This is a genomic window from Caulobacter sp. 1776, assembly GCF_040545685.1.
In the GTDB taxonomy this organism is placed as follows: domain Bacteria; phylum Pseudomonadota; class Alphaproteobacteria; order Caulobacterales; family Caulobacteraceae; genus Caulobacter.
The window spans coordinates 455,737-472,872 of record NZ_JBEPMI010000002.1 but is presented as its reverse complement, the minus strand read 5'-3'; the positions used below and the strand labels follow the sequence as shown (position 1 = coordinate 472,872).

At 71.7% G+C, this 17,136-nt stretch carries 11 protein-coding genes; 2 read left to right on the top strand and 9 right to left on the bottom strand.

Annotated elements, in window-relative coordinates:
• Positions 1-158: 158 nt before the first annotated feature.
• Positions 159-3,134: a TonB-dependent receptor gene (locus ABIC66_RS07620; RefSeq protein WP_354069081.1), complete on the top strand. Its 2,976-nt coding sequence runs from the start codon at positions 159-161 to the stop codon at positions 3,132-3,134.
• Positions 3,135-3,262: 128 nt separating this feature from the next.
• Entirely contained in the window at positions 3,263-4,018 is a 756-nt protein-coding gene (locus tag ABIC66_RS07615) for a DeoR/GlpR family DNA-binding transcription regulator (protein ID WP_354069080.1), read from the top strand.
• A gap of 13 nt (positions 4,019-4,031) precedes the next feature.
• Here the strand turns inward: ABIC66_RS07615 and ABIC66_RS07610 are convergent, their stop codons facing one another.
• The 9 genes from ABIC66_RS07610 to ABIC66_RS07570 are packed head-to-tail and all read right to left on the bottom strand — an operon-like array spanning position 4,032 to position 17,007.
• Positions 4,032-4,760, bottom strand: coding sequence for a hypothetical protein (locus ABIC66_RS07610; RefSeq protein WP_354069079.1), 729 nt, complete (start codon positions 4,758-4,760; stop codon positions 4,032-4,034).
• The gene (locus tag ABIC66_RS07605) at positions 4,757-6,979 is read right to left on the bottom strand and encodes a hypothetical protein (RefSeq protein ID WP_354069077.1); all 2,223 of its coding nucleotides are present in this window, start codon (positions 6,977-6,979) and stop codon (positions 4,757-4,759) included. The genes ABIC66_RS07610 and ABIC66_RS07605 overlap by 4 nt, the downstream gene beginning before the upstream one ends.
• A complete protein-coding gene (locus ABIC66_RS07600; RefSeq protein ID WP_354069075.1) occupies positions 6,976-7,362 on the bottom strand; it encodes a hypothetical protein in 387 nt (128 codons plus the stop codon). Before ABIC66_RS07600 ends, ABIC66_RS07605 begins: the two co-directional genes overlap by 4 nt.
• Positions 7,359-9,944, bottom strand: coding sequence for a penicillin-binding protein 2 (locus ABIC66_RS07595; protein ID WP_354069073.1), 2,586 nt, complete (start codon positions 9,942-9,944; stop codon positions 7,359-7,361). The genes ABIC66_RS07600 and ABIC66_RS07595 overlap by 4 nt, the downstream gene beginning before the upstream one ends.
• Complete coding sequence (locus ABIC66_RS07590; RefSeq protein ID WP_354069071.1) at positions 9,941-12,721, bottom strand: hypothetical protein; 2,781 nt, start codon at positions 12,719-12,721, stop codon at positions 9,941-9,943. The genes ABIC66_RS07595 and ABIC66_RS07590 overlap by 4 nt, the downstream gene beginning before the upstream one ends.
• Entirely contained in the window at positions 12,718-13,272 is a 555-nt protein-coding gene (locus ABIC66_RS07585; RefSeq protein ID WP_354069069.1) for a hypothetical protein, read from the bottom strand. Before ABIC66_RS07585 ends, ABIC66_RS07590 begins: the two co-directional genes overlap by 4 nt.
• Positions 13,269-14,822: a hypothetical protein gene (locus ABIC66_RS07580; RefSeq protein ID WP_354069068.1), complete on the bottom strand. Its 1,554-nt coding sequence runs from the start codon at positions 14,820-14,822 to the stop codon at positions 13,269-13,271. The genes ABIC66_RS07585 and ABIC66_RS07580 overlap by 4 nt, the downstream gene beginning before the upstream one ends.
• Complete coding sequence (locus ABIC66_RS07575; protein WP_354069066.1) at positions 14,819-16,378, bottom strand: amino acid adenylation domain-containing protein; 1,560 nt, start codon at positions 16,376-16,378, stop codon at positions 14,819-14,821. Before ABIC66_RS07575 ends, ABIC66_RS07580 begins: the two co-directional genes overlap by 4 nt.
• Entirely contained in the window at positions 16,375-17,007 is a 633-nt protein-coding gene (locus tag ABIC66_RS07570) for a hypothetical protein (RefSeq protein ID WP_354069064.1), read from the bottom strand. Before ABIC66_RS07570 ends, ABIC66_RS07575 begins: the two co-directional genes overlap by 4 nt.
• Between the last annotated feature and the right edge of the window lie 129 nt (positions 17,008-17,136).

The following is a 17,136-nucleotide window of genomic DNA, read 5'->3' as shown; positions in this document are numbered from 1 at the left end:
AAATGTCACGCGATATCCACAAACCGACGCTAGAGGAGATCGCGGCGAGGGGGCGGCAGCCGCGAGGTCGGCGCGCGACGCTTCGTTTGGGCGCAATGTCTCTGGGAGAGTTGGTCGTGAGGGATCTATCTGCAGCCGCTTGGCGCTGGCGCGGCGTCATGGCGCTCCGGGCCCTGGCCCTGGTCGGCGTTAGCCTTCCGGCGGTGGCGCTGATGGCGACGCCGGCGATGGCCGAGGACTACACCAACGTCCAGGCCTCGGGTCGCGTGCAGGCCGCGGACGGCAAGCCGATCGCTGGAGCGGTGGTCAGGATCACTTCGGAGACCCTGGGCGTGAAGCGCTCGGCGGTCACCAACGCCAGCGGCGCCTATGTGATCCCGCAGCTGGCGCCCGGCGCCTACACGGTCTCGGTGACCGCCGACGGGTTCGACGCCTATACTGAAAGCGGCGTGCTGTTCAGCCGCGCGGGGGCCTCGAATCTCTTCACCCTGGCCCCGATCGGCTCGGTGGAGGCGATCGTGGTCAAGGCCGGCCGGATGCGCACGCCGGACTTCGAGATCACCACCACCGGCGCGGCCATCGAGATCGGCGAGCTGGCCGAGCGCGTGCCAGTCGGTCGGTCGCTGCGCGACGTGGCGCTGATGTCGCCGGGCGTCGTCCAGGGTTCGTCCTCGGCCAACGGGACCTTCGCCAACCAGATCTCGATCTCGGGCGCCAGCTTCATCGAGAACGCCTTCTTCGTGAACGGCCTGAATATCACCAACTTCCGCATGGGCCTGCTGCCCGTCGAGGTGCCGTTCGACTTTTACAAGTCGATCGAGGTGAAGACCGGCGGCTATCCGGCCGAGTTCGGCCGCTCGACCGGCGGCTTCGTCAACGCCATCACCAAGTCGGGCACGAATGTGTTCCACGGCGGCGTCACCGCGACCTGGGAGCCGGGCGACCTTCGCGACAGCGCGCCCAACAGCTTCCGCAACAATTTCGAGGACTCCACGGCTAGCCGTGAAGAGTGGGTGGCCGAGCTGGGCGGGCCGATCATCAAGGACCGGCTGTTCTTCTACGGCCTCTACAACCAGCGCCGCCTGAAGACCTTCACGCCCTCGGCCAGTCAGGACAACGCCACCCGCGTCAGCGACGACGCGCCGTTCTGGGGCGGCAAGTTGGACGGCTGGCTGACCAGCAAGCAGCACCTGGAGTTCACCTATTTCGACTCCACCAAGGACGTCCGTAACCGCAGCCTCAACTACACGCGCGCCACCAAGACGCTTGGGGCGGAGACGGGCGGGACCAACCAGCGATCGGGCGGCGAGAACTACATCGCCCGCTACACCGGCGCCTTCACGCCCTGGTTCACCCTGTCGGCGGCCTATGGGGTCAACAAGTTCCGCGACGGCCAGCTGCCGCTCGACATCGCCCACGAGCGGGTCCTCGACTATCGGACCAATTCGGCCGGCGTCGACATCGGCGTCAACAAGGTGACCGACGCGATGTCGTTCAACGACGACAAGCGGACGTTCTATCGGGCCGACGCGGACTTCAACTTCAACCTCCTGGGCGCCCACCACCTGCGGGTCGGCTACGACCATGAAGAGAACACGGCCAACCAGACATTCGAGACGATCGGCAAGGGCTTCCTGAAGCTCTTCCGCGCCACGGGGACGGACCAGACGGGCCTGCCATCGGGCACGGACTATGTGACCACGCGCGTCTATCGCAACAGCGGCTCGTTCGGCACGGTCAACCAGGCGTTCTACGCGCAGGACCAGTGGTCGCTGTTCGACGACCGCCTGCAGTTCGAGCTGGGCGTCCGCAACGACCGGTTCGACAATCGCAGCGCCGACGGCTCGACGTTCTACGATCCGGGTGACCAGTGGGCGCCGCGCATCGCGGTCTCGGGCGATCCGTTCGGCGACGGCAAGTCCAAGCTCTACGGGTTCTTCGGCCGGTACTACCTGCCGCTGCCCAGCGACCTGTCGCTGAAGTTCGCGGGCTCGCTGGTGACCTATACCCGCTACAACCTGCTGAACGGCGTGGGCCCGGACGGTACGCCGGGGTTCGGCGCGCCCGTCACCAGCGTCGCGGGCATGCAGGCCTGCCCGGACACCGGCACGGCCAACTGCCTGGTCTCCGCCTCGGGCGCCGTGGCCGAGACGGTCGAGTCGATCGCGCATAATCTCAAGCCGCAGTCGGCCGACGAGTTCGTGCTGGGTTACGAGCGGCGCTTCGGCGACCTGATCAAGGTCGGCGCCTATTTCACCCACCGCGAGCTGAACAGCATCATCGAGGACGTGGCCATCGACACCGGCGCGCGAGCCTATTGCGTGCGGGCCGGATTCACCGCGGCCCAGTGCCAGGCCAGCTTCGGCGGCGGCCGCCAGTGGGTGATCGTCAATCCGGGCGAGGACGTGAGGATCCGTCTCAACAGCCTGCCGGACGGCTCCAAGCCGATCGTCACCCTGTCGGCGGCGGACCTGACCTATCCGAAGCCCAAGCGCGACTACAACGCCCTGACCTTCACCTTCGACCGCGCCTTCGACGACCGCTGGTCGCTGTCGGGGTCGTACACCTGGGCCGATCTGAAGGGGAACTACGAGGGCGGCGTGCGCTCGGAGAACGGCCAGCTGGCGATCAACACCACGGCGGACTTCGACTCGCCGGGCTTCCTGAACGGCGCCGACGGCTACCTGCCCAATCACCGCCGCCACACCTTCAAGGCTTATGGCAGCTACGCGGTGAACAAGTGGCTGACCCTGGGCGGCAACGGCCTGATCCAGTCACCGCGCAAGTACAGCTGCATCGGCATCGTGCCGAACGCGGTCGATCCCGTCGCCTTCGGCTACCAGGGCTATGGCTTCTACTGCCAGGGCAAGGTGGTCGAGCGCGGCTCGGCCTTCGAGGGCGACTGGGTCACCCAGTTCAACGCCTCGGCGGTGGTGACCCTGCCGACGCCGAGCGACCGTTTCGACGCCTCGCTGCGGCTGGACGTGTTCAACCTGTTCAATTCCCACGCGGTAACGGCCTACCACGAGTTCGGCGACATCGGCGGCAGCGGCGTGGCCGATCCCAACTTCCGCAAGCCTGTCGACTACCAGACCCCGCGCTATGCGCGGATCCAGCTGCGCGTCGCCTTCTAGCGAACGCGCGCGTCCCCCGGCCGCGCTCCTTCCCCCTCGGCCGGGGGACGTCCTTCCTGCGTCGGGACTCAGGTCATAGTGTCCCGGGACCTTGGTCGGCGCCTTTCGCCGACGGAGACGGACAGAGAATGCTCAAACGCTACGATCGTCAGCGCGATATCCTCAACCTGCTCGAGCCCAACCAGACGCGCGCGATCGCCGACATCGCCAAGGCGCTGTCGGTTTCCGAGGAGACGATCCGGCGCGAACTGCGGGTGATGGAGGAGAACGGGACGATCGTGCGCCTGCACGGCGCGGTCCGCCTGCCGCCTCAGGAGATCGAAGGGCCGTTCGACCTGCGCATGCAGAAGAACGTCGCCGGCAAGACCCGCATCGCCGAGGCGGTGGTCCGGTTCGTCTCGGACGGCGACACCCTGTTCCTCGACAGCGGCTCGACCTCGTGCTTCGTGGCCAAGGCCCTGGCCGAGCATCGCCAGCTGAAGATCATCACCAACTCGCTGGCCGTGGCCCAGGCGATCCGCAAGGACCGAGGACACACCCTGTTCCTGGCGGGCGGCGAGATGAACGCCGCCTACCAGTCGTTCTCCGACCGGCACGCCCAGGACTTCGTCGCCGGCTTCCGGCCGAGCCTGTCGATCCTGACGGTGGGGGCGGTGAACCTGGAGCACGGCCTGATGGACCATTCGCCCAGCGAGGCGATCATGAGCCGGATCGCCTATTCGACGGCCAGCCGGGTCCTGCTGGCGGCCGACCACGGCAAGTTCGGCCGCCTGGGCCTGGTGCATACCGCCGAGATCACGGACGTCGACGTCCTGGTCACCGACGCCCCACTCGAACCCGGCTTCGCCGAAGCCTTCGCCCACGCCGAGGTCGTCGTCGCCTGAAGGCAGCCAAGCCTTAGTCGCGCAACTCCCCGTCTTCCCAGAAATAGGCGTCGCGCACCGGATCGTAGAAATAGAACCGACCCACGCGCCGGTCGAAGAACTGCCGGCGGTTGGGCGCGTACGGGGCGGTGGCGGGCGGCCGCGCTTCGCCGCGGTCGCTGACCACATCGCTGTTGTCGTCCGCCGGACCGGCGGCGCGATCGGCGGCATGGGCCGGGGCTTCGTAGAAGACCGTCGCCCCGGTCTCGCCCGGTGCGGTGGCGGCGAAGCGCGAGGTGTCAGCGCCGACCACGGTGATGAGCTTGGAGAACCGATTAGGACCGTACTTCTCGTCGTCGGCCACGTCGAAGTCGAGGCGCAGCTGCACTTCGCAGAGCAGACCGTTGGGCACGACCTCCTGCGTGATCCGCGCGACGCCGCGCAGGCGATCGTGGACCTCCTCACGGCAGGCGGCGTTGTCCGGCCAGAGATAATAGTACCGCCCGATCAGGTCGTAATTGGCGTTGGCCTCGTTGCGCCGCTTCAAGTCGTAGACGGCGACCACATCCCGACCGCACCGATCGGCGGCCGGCGGCGTCATGCGCTGCACCCCTCGATACGAAGCCTTGAAGGCGAGGGAGTCGGCGAACCGTCGAGCCTGTTCGCAATCACCCCGGAAGGCGCTTTGGGCCTGCGCCTGGGACGCGGCGGCGAGGAGCACGGCGGCGGTCGCCACCGCGAGAGAGCGCGTTGCTCGGATCATGGTCTGGTTCCTTGGCAGGTGGCGACAGCGCGCACCTGGCAATAGTTGACGCCGTTGGGGCAGAAGATGTCGCCGCTACGCACCGCCAGCGTCTCGCCGCCCTCGCTGTCGCAGGCGGCCCGGCCGGCCAATTCCACGGAAGGCTGGAAGTTCTTCGTCGGGTCGACTTGAACGAAGGTCGACGCCGTCCACGTCCGTAGGACCGGGGCGGGCGTGGCCGTGGCGGAACGGCGGGGCGCCGGCGTCGGGAGTCTTGGCGGGGCGCGGACGAGCGGCGGGGCGGCTCTGGGCGGCGTCGCCTTGGCGGCCGGCGGCTTTGGGGCGACTTTGACGGGCGGCTCGGCCGGTCGCGTCTTGGGTTTGGGCGCAGGGGACTTGGGCGCGGGCTTAGGAGCGGATTTGGGCGCGGGAGCGGGCGGCTCCGACTTTCTCTCGACCGGCGGCTTGGGCTTGGCCTCGACCGCGACCGGCGTCAGGGCCGCGTCGACGCGGGCCACGCCGCGCTCGCCCTCGCGCTGCAGGACCGAACCGTCGCCCAGTTGGGCCACGCGGGCATAGAGGCCGCGCGCCTCCCTCAATCGGTCAGCGTCGCCGCCCGCTTGTGACTCCACGAACTGACCGAGGGCCAGCACGGCGTCGGCGCGGCTGCCGGCGGCGGCTTGGCGAAGGCGCATTTCGGCGGCGACGGGATCCGGGGCGCGGCCGCCCTCGCCGTGCGCCAGCATCTGGCCCAGAGCCAGCGCCGCGTCGTCGCGCGCCCGCGCCGTGTCGGGACGACCATCATCGCCGGCCGCGGCGGCTCGCTGCAGCCAATCCAGGGCCTGGTAGGCATAGGCGCCTCGGTCGGGATTGGCCGTCTCGCCGGCCCGCAGCCGGTAGAAGGCGCCGAGGCGCTCCATGGCGGCCGGCTCGCCAGCCACGGCCCGCGCCGTCGTCTGGGCGTCGAACCTTTCGGGCAGGGTCAGGCCTCGGGCCGGCGCGTCGGCGCAGCGCAGACGCCAGCCGTCGGCGGCCGACAGCCACTCGCAGCCCGCCGGCGCGGCCGGGGCGACGGCTTCGGGCGCATGGGCGGGCGACCCGGTTCCCGGGGCCAAGCCGAGCTTGGGCCCGACCAGCGCGACGGCGGCGATCGCCGCGGCCGCGAGGCTCGCGGCGCCGGCCCACCAGCCGAACCGACGACGAGCCGGCGTCGCGCGGGCCAGCGTCAGCGGCGCTTCGGCCGTCGCCGACGACGGCTCGATCGGATCCGGAGCCTCCGCCCGCGGCGGGGAGGGGACGTCGAGCGCGTCGAGCTCCCGTTCCACCGGCGGCGCGGGGAAGGTCTTCGCGACGCCGTCGAACCACGGGGCGCCGTCGGGCTCGGCTCCAAGATCCAAGCCCTCCAGCCAGGCCGCCGCATCGGCCGGGCGCGCCGTGGTCGCCGGCGCGAGACCCGCGTCGATCCCGGCGCGCAAGGCGGAAGACACCGTCAGACCGTCCGGCCACGCGTTGTCGCCGGCCAGGCGCGCGGCGAGGTTGGCGGCCGGCGGCGCGCGGCCGGTCAGCAGACGCTGGAGCAGGGCGCTGGCGGCGTACAGATCCGCGGCCGGACCGAGAGGCTGACGAAGGGCGCCGTCGTGGGCCTCCGGCGGCGCGTAGCCGGGTTCGACCAGGCCCTGCTGGCTGTGCAGCACCCGGAAGAAGGCGCGGCGATCGATCATGAAGCCGGTCAGGCGGACCTCGTCGCCGTCGATCAGCACGGCTCGGGGCGAAAGGTCCCCATGCACGAAACCCGCCGCGTGCAGCTCTCCGAGCGCTGCGGCCAGGCGACGGGCGAAGGTGGCGACGACCGGTTCGGCCACGGCCCGCGGGTGCTCGGCCAGCCACGTTTCGAGGGTAAGGCCGCGCGGCGGCTGCAGCCAGAAGCATCCGCCGGCGGCCCGGACGACGGCCTGGACGGGCAGGGCCGCGCGCGGCGCCGCCGCTCGCAGCCGCCGCCCGAGGGCCTCGAAGGTGTCCAGCGCCGCCGCATATTGGTCGACCGCCTCGGGAATCGCCGTCAACCGCCCCCCGACCTGACGTACGGCGGTGGCCGGAGCGAAGCGCACGGCCTCCAGGGCCTCGCCCTCGACGGCGAACGTCTCCAAGGCGCCCTCGCGGCGCAGCGGCGACAGACGCAGGGGCTTGCGGAACCCGTCGACTTTCAGACGAAGCGGCGCCTCGGCCTGGAGGAACGTCATGGGGTGTCTCCGCAGTCGGCGACGGCCCGGGTCGCCGACTCGATGATCCGATCGGCCTCGGGCGCCGACGGAGTCTCGATAGGGACGAGGGCGACGCGGATCGGCGTCTCCGACCCGTCATGACGCCAAACGCTTTGCGCGCCTCCGCCGTTCAGGCCGAGCGTGGCGCGCATCAGGGCGGGATCGGCGGCGAGGCCCGAACAGGCGAAGAAGTGCGGCCAGTCGCGCGCGGCGGGGCTGTCCGCGGCGACCTTCACGGTAAGCCAGCGCGGCGCCGTGGGATCCGCGCTCGGCGGCGGCGAGGGGCGGGCCATCCAGACGCCGAGCGCGATGGCGGCGAGCCACAATAAGGCGACGGCGAGGGAGCGGATCGCGGGCCTCATGCGCCGTCTTCCTTGATCCAGGCGTGGGCGGCGGGTGAGCGCAGAATGGACGCGGCCACGGCGAGGGCCGGGGACTCGGCCTGACGTTTGTCCTGCAGATTGACCACGATGGTCAGTCCTCGCGTCGGCTTGCCGTCGACCTGACGTACGGCGACGACGGCGATGGCGTGGCCGTCGAGCAGCGGCGGCTCGACCGCGCGGACCGGGAGGTTGACGACGCGACCGTCCGGTTCAGGAACGAAGTCCGCGGGCTGGCAGTGACGATAGGCGCAGGCGTAGCGCTGCATTTCGGCGGCCGCCTGCCCGGCCACGTCGCGCCGACCGGCGACACGCACGCGGCAGCGCGTCTCCTTGAGATCCAGGATCTGCCGGGTCGCCTCGGCGCGATCGCGCGGCGCGACGAACCCGAATTTGAGCACTCCGGCGTTCGCGTCCCAGCGCAGGCCGCAATCACTGCGGGCCAGCTGTCGCAGCAGGGCCACACCCGGTTCGCTGGGGGCTTCGCCGGCGACCTTCATGGTGCCGGTCTTGCCGAATAGGGCGACATCCGGACCATAGCCCATGCCGGCGAATTCGCGGCCGAGCCAGGCGGCGGTGCCCGTCTTGACGACGCGGGACAGGCCGTCGAGCACGGTCGCGCGGACCTGAGGACTGCGCATCGGCAGATCCGCGGCGGGCGGGCCGGCGACGGGCGTGAATCCGGCCCGCACTTGGCGACCCGTGACGATCCGCGAATAGACCTCGGCCATCTTGATGGCGCTCCAGGTCGAGCGGCTGCCGCCGAGAACGGCCATCAGATAGTCGTTGCGGAAGGAGGCGATCGCGTCGAAGCCCAGACGCTCGCGCTCCGGCGAGGCGCCGGCCAGGGGAGAGGCGCACGGCGGCGTCGCGCCGGTCAGGCCGCGCCAGACGGCGACGTCGTAGCGGCAGCCGCCGCCTTGGCCGGCGTCCAGGTCGAACAGCCTCGCCAGGCGATCCGGCCAGGCCGGACCGCGACCCGGTGGCGGCCGCAGGACCCACCCGAACGGTCCCGGCGCGGTCGCCTCGCCGAAGACTGGCAGGGGCGGAACGTCGGTGCGGCTTTTCCCTTCCAGTGACCAGGCCTCGACCGGCGGAGGCTGGGGGCGTCCCCGCGCCGGCGTCGCGTCGGGGGCGCGATAGGCGAGCATCATCAAGGCCAGGGCGTAGCGATTGTTGGAGTGCTCCAGGAAGGTCGGGAAATCGGTCATGCCGAGGCCGTGGTTGTCGAACCCGCCTTCGCCGAGGTCCATGCCCAGCACGGTGCGGATGCGGCCGGTGGCCCCGCCTTGCATCTTCAGGGTCGCCAAGCCGGGGTCCGCGTCGAGGATGGCCAGGGAGAAGGGCCCCTTGGCCATCGAGCCGACGGGCAGGCGCTCGAAATTGTGGTTCTGGGCGATCAGGTTCTGGCCTCGGCGCGTGCGGCGCTGGGCGGGCGAAAGGTCGGTCTCGGCCAGGGGCCAGGAGGCGACGGCGAGCACCTGGCCGCTGGTGGTGTCCATGACCGTCACCGCGGCCTTGAACGCGTCGTCGTTCGCCCGCTGCGCGTCGGTCGACGCACTGGCGCGGACTACGGCGGCGCCGGCGGCCAGGGCGTCCTGCGCCGCCTGCTGCAGTCGCGCGTCGAGCGACAATCGTAGGGGCCGGAGCGAGCGGCCGGCCATGATCCGTTCGACCGGCTGCGCCAGGGGCTGCAGCGCGGGGAAGTAGGCGCGATCGCCCGACGGTTCGCTGTGGGCGATATCGGCCGCGCCGCCATCGAGGCGCAGACGCAGCACCGACTGCCCGGTCCGCAGGGTGAGGGTCTCGCCTCGCGGCAGCGGCGTCAGCGTCACGTCGCCGTCGGTGCGCGGGCGGACGTCGCGGGCGCCGACGCGGATTTCCAGGATCGACGGGGTCTGCACGCGGACCAGGGCCTGATCGCCGACCAGGATGACCGAACCGACGGCGTGGGGGGGCGCATCGCCGTCCTTCAGACAGATCGAGAGGGCGCGGCGGGACCCGGACGCGGCGACCCGACGTGTCGGCATCAAGATGTCGCACGTCGCGGCGGCTCCGCCCTGCGGCTCGAGCGCGATCGACGCTGGCGGCGGGTCGCCCAGCGGCTGCAGGCGCAGACCGGGCGTCGGCCCGCCGCGAAACTGGATCGGCCCGTTCCAGGCGCCGCCGCCCGAGAACGGCCGGTCGATGTGGTGGGCGTAGGGATCGATGCCTTCGACCCACTGACCGTCGTCGCTGAGGCTCCATAGCGAAGGATCCTGCAGATCGCTCCGCAGATAGGAGGCGTTGACGAAGGCGCGCAGACGCCGATCCTCGCCGATCGGTCCGGGACGCAGCGCGATCCGCGGCTCGCCGTTGGCGTCGTAGCGCAGCGCCAGCCATTGCCGCTGGGCGATGGCGTCGACCAGGCGGTCGTAGCCGCTGACCAGCCCCTGACCCGACGGCCGGCCGAGGGCGGCCAGCACCATCGGAGCCCCGGCGACCAGAGCGACGATGGCCGCCAGGGGCGCGGCGACGGCCAGGGCCCGGGTCCAGCTGGCGAAGGGAGTGGACCGCCGACTCATCGCTTGGTCTGCCGAGATCGCTCGGCCAGACCCCAGACGGCGAGCGCGAAAAGGATCGCCCCCTCCAGCAGGTCGCCTCCGGAGGTCGGGGCCAGGAGATAGGCGTTGCGGCCGGTGAACGGGACCAGCTGCAGATTGGCCAAGGTCATGTAGGCGGCGGCACCGAACAGGCACCATAGGGCGAGAAGGCCGGCGGCTCGTCGCGCGTCTAGATCGGCCGAGCGGGTCATGAATCCGACAGCGATGGGCGCGCCGGCCAACAGCCCCAGAAACAGGCCGGTCGCCAGGCGTCCGAAGGGGGACATCAGGTGGACGGCGGTCAGGTTGTCGGTGGCCTGCACCGGCTTGAGGGCCGTCAGGTTGGCCGGAGACAGATAGCCGCGTCCGAACAGCGAGCCGGTGTAGTCCGAGAGCTGCGCCGACCAGATCTTGAGACCCTCGGCCTCGGTCGAGACGTCCGCTCCCAGCGCCTCGGGCGCGGCGATCAGGTAGAGGCGTAGCAGGTTCTGGCTGGCCTTGGCTTGGCTATCGAGCATCGCCAAGGCCTGCTCGTCGCTCAGGCCGCGCCGCATCTGGGCGGTCTGGCCGAGGCGATCGGCGTGGGCCCCGCCGACGGCGCCCAGGATCGGCAGGACCAGCAGGGCGGCCATCGCCGCGGCGGCAGGAGCGATCCACGGCAGCCGCGCGACCCGCCTGCGCCAGGCGAGGCCGGCGGCGACGCCCGCGATGGGCAGGAACATCAGGGCGTAGCCGCTGTCGCGGACGGTGAACGGGACGACGAAGGTCGCCAGGACAAGCGGCGTCCAGAAGACGATCGGGCGGACCCATCCCGCCGGCCGCGCTTCGGAGGCGGCCAGGAGGCGGCCGAAACCGATCAGGATCAGGGGCGTGTAGATGACGCTGATCGCCAGCACCGTGACGCCCAGATCGATGCGCTCCTTCCAGCCCATGGCTCCCATCGCGAGACGGCCGACCAGGACGACGACGAGCAGCAGGACACCAGTCCGCCAGGGCGATCCAGGCTTCGGCGCAAGGCGCCGCCAGCGATCCGCGAGGCGGCCAAACGGCGACAGGGCGACGCCCTTCGCCGGCGGCGCGTTGACGGCGCGCCAAAGCGTCGCGAGTCCCCAGGCGGCGATCAGCAGCAAGGCCAGAACGCTGAGGTGATGGGTCCAGGCCAGGACGGTCGCGGCGGCCGCCGGCGGCGCGAGGTCGAGCGTCAGGTCGCCGGGCTTGCGCGGCTCGCCGGCTCGCGCCCAAGCCAGCAGGGCGGCCGGAGCGGCGACGTAGGCGACGGCGGCGTCGCCCAGGATCTCGCGCCAGTCCAGCGTCGGATCGGCCTGGGCGGCGGCGAGGCCGATCAGAAGCCGCAGGGCCAGCAGCAACTGCAGGACGCTTTGGATCGTCCACAAGACCGGACGGCGGTGGAAGAGGTCCTGGCAGGCGAGCAGGAGGCCGGCGGTCCAGGCCAGGACGATCAGCGCCGCCGGCCAGGGCGTCGCGAGTCGATCGAGCGCCAGGCGCAGGGTGCGCAAGGCGGGGCCGGCGGCGGGAACGTCCAGTTGGGCCTGGGTGAAGCCGGCGCAGGCTGGTCCCTGAGGGAGGGGCGGTGCTTCACGGAGGGCGTCGGCCGTGAGCCCGCCGACGACGGCGGCCTCGAGCCCCAGGCGGTTCGACGACGCGCCGCCTTCGCAACGGCCGACGATCTCGGTCGGCGGAGTCGTGAAGGTGACGTCGACTTGCTCGTCGCGCTCGGCCAGGATCAGGCTGCGGCGCAGCTGCAGGCGGCCGCGGCGCGCGTCGGCTCCGTCGAGGGCGCCATCGACGAAGCGCGGTTCGAAGATCTCGATCCTGATCCCCGACCCGAGCGGGATGGCCGGCGGCGGGGCGTAGGCCGCGACCTTGCCGCCACGCGCCACGCGCGCGCCGGGATCGGCGAGGACGATCGCCCAGGCCGATCCCCCGAAGCCGCCTTGCTGAAACAGGAAGCTGCGGGCCGGGACCCGGGCCGCGCCCTTGCCGACACAGAGCCAGCGATCGCAGTCGGCCAGCACGCCGCCGGCGCCGCCGCCCGTACCGGTGGCGCTGGACCGCGGGAAGAAGTCGCGCAGAGGATGGATCGCCTGGGCTGGGGTCCAGTCGTTGACGCCGCTGAACATCAGCAGGGTCTTGCGCTCGGGCATGGCCGGACCCGCGGCGGCTCCGGGTCGCGGCACGACCACGCCGTCGCGCCAATCCGCCGGCGCCAGGGTTCGTCCGCGCAGGACGGCCCAGACCGCGCCGTCGTGCTCGCAGGGCGCCTGGACGCAGACAGCGTCGCCCTCGGCGAAGGCCAAGGCGGTTGGCCAGGTTACGCGTCGACCCTGGCGCAGGGCGATCACCGTCTGCGGCGGCGCCTTGTCGGAGCCGGCCAGGACCAAGGCCAAGGGCGGTGTGTCGGCGCGGCTGGAAAGGTCGGGCTCCACCGTGGCCAAGCCGGCGGGCAGGCGGGGCACGACGAGGTCGTCGCGGCTGGCGTCGCCCCCGAGGCGCAGCGGGTACTGGCGAACCTCTGCGGTGAGCCGCAGCAGCGACAGGCGAAGCTCGCCCGTGCGCCCTTGGACGGCGGCCGTCAGCAGGCAGCCCATGACCAGGACGGCCGGCGCCGCGATGCCGACCATCAGCGCCGCAACCCGCCTAGTCGAGGGTTTGCGCCGCGCCGAGACGCCATCCGCCGCCACCCGCCAGAACGCCAGACCGAGCGCCAGGCAAACCGCACCCAGCAGGACGCCGCTCATCCGCTGCCCGCCCTCCGCGCCGCCCCGAAGGTGGACCGGTCCAGAAACCGCCAGCGGTCATGCGCCCGCTTCAACACCAGAAGCCGCCAGAGCCCGAGGCCAAGAGCGACGATCGACACCGCCATCAGGCCGGGCCAGCCGAGGCGCGGGCCGAACGCCACGATCACCGGCGAGACCGCGGTCACGTGCTCGATCGGCCCGGCGCATAAGCCCGCGTCGTTGCGGACCAGGGCGCGTCTCGCCTCGCGGAAGGCAGGGTCGCCATCCATGCCAGCGCCCTGGCAGAGGTCGCGCCTGAGCGCCGCGCCTTGCGGCGTGTCGCCGTAGGCCGCGAGACGTTCGGCGAAGGCGGGCGTCGGCGACGACCAGGGCTCGAGCTGCGACAGGCCAAGGCGCTCGATCCACGGCCCGCCGCCCCGGGTCGGCGCCGCGCCGACCGTGGCCGTTCCGAAGCTGGGCGTCAGGCCCAAGGCCCAGACGATCGCGATCACGGCCGCCAAGGCCATGAGACCGCTGGCGACGAGCGGTCCCGCGCCGCCACGCCGGTTCAAGGCGTGGGCTCCGCGAGCGGCGCTTCGGCTTGCGGACGCCGCCGGAACAGGCCCGCCACGCCCTCCCAGGCGCGCCGCTTTTCGGTGTGTTCCTTCAGACGCAGCAGGGCGCGGATAAGCTCGGTGACCCCGACGTGGCTCAGCCGATAGTTGATGGTCGTCGATCCGCGCGCCACGCCCTCGAAGGCGGTGGCGAACTGGAAGCTGGCGAGGGCGAACCACTCGTCGATCTGGCGGGCGACGCCGGGGCGCAAGGCGTTGAGGATCGCGAAGGCGTCGGCCTTGCGCGGTTCGCGCCGCAGCACGCGCAGCAGGTGAGCCGCGCGCGGATGGCCTTGCAGCAGCCTGCGGATCGGCAGCTGCACCGCGTCCGAACGGTGGGTGAGATCGTCGCTCTTGGAGAGGACGATGAACATCGGCTTGGTCGGCTTCTTGCGCTCGGCGTCGCGGCTGCGATCGAACACGGCGTAGGCGTCGATCGCCGGGTCGAGGTCGGGACCGCCGCGCTCTTCCATCACCACCATCAACTGGGCCATCAGGCCGACGCCGCTGATGTATTCGCCAAGCTCCTCGTGCTTGGCGGCGAGGCGGTGCAGCGCCTGTTCGACGCCGCCCTCCAACAGGTGCTTACGTTCGCGAACCAGGGCCTTGAGCTTGGCTTGGGCCTTGGCGTCGCCAGCGTCGGCCGCCCTGCGCGCTTGCTGGATCATGCGTTTCAGCGCGTCGACCCGGTCGATCAGCGCCTGGGCCGACGGCAGGCTGGACGGGTCCACCGGCGCGGTTCCGCCGCCGGCGGCGCGCCGCCATAGGGCGTCATGGGCCAGCTCCGACAGCAGGGTCTCATCGGCCGGCAGCAGGGTCAGGAAGGCCTGGCCCGTATAGATCACATGCCGCATCAGGGTGTTGGCCTCGCCGAGGAACGAGCCCTCCACGGCGCGCTGGAACCGTTCCCCCGGGATGTCGATGACATAGAAGTCGTGGGTCCCCTTGCGGAAGCGGTGGGCCGTGAACAGCACGGTGTTCTCCACGTCCCCCGGCGGCGCGCGGCGCGGATAGCAGGCATAGGCGTCGCCCTCCTGCAGCTCGTACTTCAGTCGGTTGAGGAACCAGGTCTTGCCGGCCGTCGGAAAACCCAGCAGCACCACGGTGAACACGCCGGACTCGCGGATGCGGCGCAGGGTCTCGATGTCGAGCTCGCGTGTGGTCTGCCCAGTAATTTGACCGGTGGCGGCGGGCTCGGCCTCGGTCGGCGCGACGGCGAAGGTGGACGCTTCCGACGCGGCGGCGGCGGCCTGATCGACCTTCTGCTCGACGAGCGCGCGCAGGCTCTCGCTCACCCCCTCGGGCGCTTGCGGCTCGGCGGTCGGCGTCTCCGACGGCGCCATCCGGCGCAAGGTGTCGATCACCTCGCCCATGGTCACGCCGGGGGTGGGCGTGTCGAGCGCGCGGGCCGCCGGCGTCGCCGCGCGACCCTCGGCCAGGGCGCAGTGCGGGCACTCGGCGAAATCCTCGCCGGAGAACTCGTTGGTGCAGACGTCGCAATAGATCATCGCGTCGCTCCCCTCCCGTTCGACGCGGCGACCAGCGCCCAGGCGGCGCGCGTGAGCTCGGCCGGATGCCGGGCCTGGCGCAGGCCAGCGGGGATGGCCCGCGCCGTCAGCGTAGCCACCAGCTCGGGCGCGAATGCCTCTGCGGCCGTCAGGACGCTCGGATCGGCGAGGGCGGCGTCGGCGCTGGTTGGCGGCTTGGCGAGCAAGGCCGAAAGGGCGGCACGAACGCGAGCGCCCTCGGCCGCGGCGTACGGGCAGCGCAGGCGCAGCAAGACGCCGGCCAGCCGCCGCGTCTCCTCGTCGTCGAGGCGCGCCAAGGCGGCGTCCAGGGCGGCGTCGAGGAAGGCGGACCCCGCGCCGGCGAGGGCGTCGGCGAAGCTCGGGTCCGCCGCGAGCCTGGTCGCCCACGAGCCGACCACCTTGGTCAAATCGAGGCGATGCGCGATGTCGCCCAGCCAGGCCGAGACCGCGGGTCTGGCCATGACCTCGTCGAGACCCGGCAAGGCCGCCAGGGCGACGGAGTCCGCGCCATCGACGAGTCCGCGCACGTAGAAGGCGGCGCCTTCCGAGTCGGCGACGGCGACCAGGGCGTTGAACGTTTCGGACACGCCGTCGCGCAACGCTCTACTCGCCGCGTCCTCGCCCCCGGCGTGGCGCATCACCGCGCGGAGCAGCGCGATCATCGCGGCGGGCGTCAATTCCGCGCAGGCCGAGGCGATCTCCTCGAACATCACGTCGACGGCGGCGAGCCGCGCCTTGTCCTGGGACCACTTGGCCGAGCGCAGGGCGGCCGCGGCCGGCTCGCGCTGGGCGATCGCGGCGAGCTTGAGCCACGCCTTCCAGGCCAGGGAGGGCTCGGCGACGGCCTTGAGCGACAACAGCTCGTGGGTGGCCTGGAAGGCCGCCGGGCTTTCGGCCGAGGCGTGGGTGACGAGCTTGAACGTGCGCGCCGGGTCAAGATCACCGGACGCCGCGATCAGGCTCGTGCTGGCCCAGCCGGTCAACCGCGCCCGCTGGCGCGGCGGATCCACGCCCTCGACCAGAGCGCAGAGCGCCGTCTCGGGGTCTTCTTCGCCGACGTCGATGGCGACGTCGGCCCAGCCCACGCGGGTCGCGGCCATCGCGCGGGGGCTGGAGGGCGTCAGGTCTTCGGGCGAAACGGATAGCGGCTCGAGGCCAAACGCGGCGTCTTCGGGTTCGGGCAGCAGGCGCAGCAGACGGGGCGAGGCCCAGTCGAGCGCTTCGAGCAGGGCGGCGTCGACGATCAGCAGATGCGCGACAGCCACGGGGCCGAGGTCGCCTTCGCCCAGATGCCGCGCGCGCGCCACCGCGAAAGACGAGCCATCGGCCGCCAGCGGCAGCATGGCCACGAAGCGGCGGCGCCTCAGCATGGCCCATCCGGCCAGGGAGAGGGCGAAGTCGGCGAGGCGAGCCTGGCTTTCGGGAAGCAGGCGTGGACCGGCGTAACGTCGCAGGCCGTAGTTGCGGCCCTGCGCCTTCGGCCCGATGACAGCGGTGGAGACCAGCCGCTTGGTGTGCGGAGCCTGGGTGATCATGGCTTCGTCACCGGTGTTGACGACGTCGGCGTCGGCGTGGCTGCGCCGACCGGCTGGGTCGAACCGGACGCGGGCTCGCCGCCGGCCGGGGCGGGACGGCCCAGTTCGCGAGGCGTCGGCCGTGAAACGCGCTTGGCGGCCGGAGGCGCGGCGGTCTGAGGGCGAGCGGCGGCCCGCGGCGCGGTCGCCGGCGGCGGGGAGGAGGGCTGCGCCGGTTCGTCCGCGGCCGGGGCGAGCGGCGCGATCGGAGCGGTGGCCGCCGCGGGCGTCGCCGGCAGAGCGCCCTCGGTTCGGCCCGCTCGCAAGCCCAGGAGGAAGGCGACGGCGAGCAGCGCCGCCACGGCGACCGCGATGACGCCGAGCCCCAAGGGCGACACGCGCCACGAAAGGCCGCCGCGCGCGTCACCGCGACGCTCGAGCGCCTCGGCGATGCGATCGGCGGCGTCGGCGGTCAGGATTTGATGCTGTTCGGCGACGGCGTCGCGAGCGGCTTCGCCGACCGCGCGGATCAGCGCCGTCGACATCGGCCCGTCCGGGTCGTCCTTCACGGCCTTCCCGGCCCATTCGAGGATCAGGGCCGCGAGTTCGCGCCGCAGAAGTTCGACGTCTGGGAAATGGCCGTCCGCCATCGCTCGGTCCTTGTCGCCATTGGGCAGGCGGAGACGATCAACGATCCGTCAGGGGCTTTCCGTCCGCGCGGACCGAAGCATCCGCCTTCCAAGATGAAGCGCGCCTGAACAAGCGCGGCTGTAGCAGGG

Coding starts and splice junctions, on each gene's coding strand:
- ABIC66_RS07610 (WP_354069079.1), bottom strand. CDS start 4,760: ATGATCCGAGCAACGCGCTCTCTCGCGGTGGCGACCGCCGCCGTGCTC.
- ABIC66_RS07615 (WP_354069080.1), top strand. CDS start 3,263: ATGCTCAAACGCTACGATCGTCAGCGCGATATCCTCAACCTGCTCGAG.
- ABIC66_RS07570 (WP_354069064.1), bottom strand. CDS start 17,007: ATGGCGGACGGCCATTTCCCAGACGTCGAACTTCTGCGGCGCGAACTC.
- ABIC66_RS07590 (WP_354069071.1), bottom strand. CDS start 12,721: ATGAGCGGCGTCCTGCTGGGTGCGGTTTGCCTGGCGCTCGGTCTGGCG.
- ABIC66_RS07580 (WP_354069068.1), bottom strand. CDS start 14,822: ATGATCTATTGCGACGTCTGCACCAACGAGTTCTCCGGCGAGGATTTC.
- ABIC66_RS07595 (WP_354069073.1), bottom strand. CDS start 9,944: ATGAGTCGGCGGTCCACTCCCTTCGCCAGCTGGACCCGGGCCCTGGCC.
- ABIC66_RS07620 (WP_354069081.1), top strand. CDS start 159: ATGGCGCTCCGGGCCCTGGCCCTGGTCGGCGTTAGCCTTCCGGCGGTG.
- ABIC66_RS07600 (WP_354069075.1), bottom strand. CDS start 7,362: ATGAGGCCCGCGATCCGCTCCCTCGCCGTCGCCTTATTGTGGCTCGCC.
- ABIC66_RS07575 (WP_354069066.1), bottom strand. CDS start 16,378: ATGATCACCCAGGCTCCGCACACCAAGCGGCTGGTCTCCACCGCTGTC.
- ABIC66_RS07605 (WP_354069077.1), bottom strand. CDS start 6,979: ATGACGTTCCTCCAGGCCGAGGCGCCGCTTCGTCTGAAAGTCGACGGG.